At 30.0% G+C, this 716-nt stretch carries 1 pseudogene; it reads right to left on the bottom strand.

Annotation, left to right across the window (positions count from 1 at the left end):
- Positions 1-533: 533 nt before the first annotated feature.
- Positions 534-716, bottom strand: a pseudogene (locus tag V7183_RS24040) (MFS transporter); the annotation flags it as partial.

Here is a 716-nt window from a genome sequence, read left to right as displayed (position 1 = left end):
TTTCGCTGTTAAACCATTTAACTTTACCTGTTTGCATGTCATGTACCTCCTAAATAAAATGAAACTATGAATCCACATGAAAAGGTGGATATAAAGGACATGAATGCATCACAAGCTTAAGGCCTTGAATTCAACGTGCTTTATTTCCGTACCACATTATGTAGCTCATTAGTGATTTCACTATATCACGCTATATCAAAAACGTCAAATGCGAACACTGTCACTTCATTATTTTTCATCATTTTTCATAATTTTTATTTTTAAGATCTAACGAATCTTTTATCAATACAAATAAAAATCCAATTGTACATAGAAACTCTAACCAATTGAATGTGTGGTCTTTTAGCAATTCAGCAATAAAGTCAATGCCATTCGTAACAAATAATATGCCAAAAATGCATATGCTAACTTTCAATATTTTTAAACTTTCCATACTGTTCACCTCAAATTCCAAACGAATATATTGTTATTTAAATATCATAATGAAAAATATATGTGTATATAGCTTTTCACCACGCTATATGTTGTGGTTACAATTTCTTTCGGCCAAATATATCTACCCGTACTCCAGCAATAGGAGATGTTAGTAGTTGAACAAATGCAAATGTAGCAATTAAATATCCCATAATATTAGTACCTAATTGTAATTCCTTCATATAAGATGGCATTATGGGAACAACAAGACCAATGCCTAAAAATACAATAAATAAATTGAA

Source organism: Bacillus sp. JJ1127, from assembly GCF_036965845.1.
Lineage (GTDB): Bacteria > Bacillota > Bacilli > Bacillales > Bacillaceae_G > Bacillus_A.
Note: the sequence above shows the minus strand (reverse complement) of the source record. Positions and strands in the feature narration are given on the sequence as shown.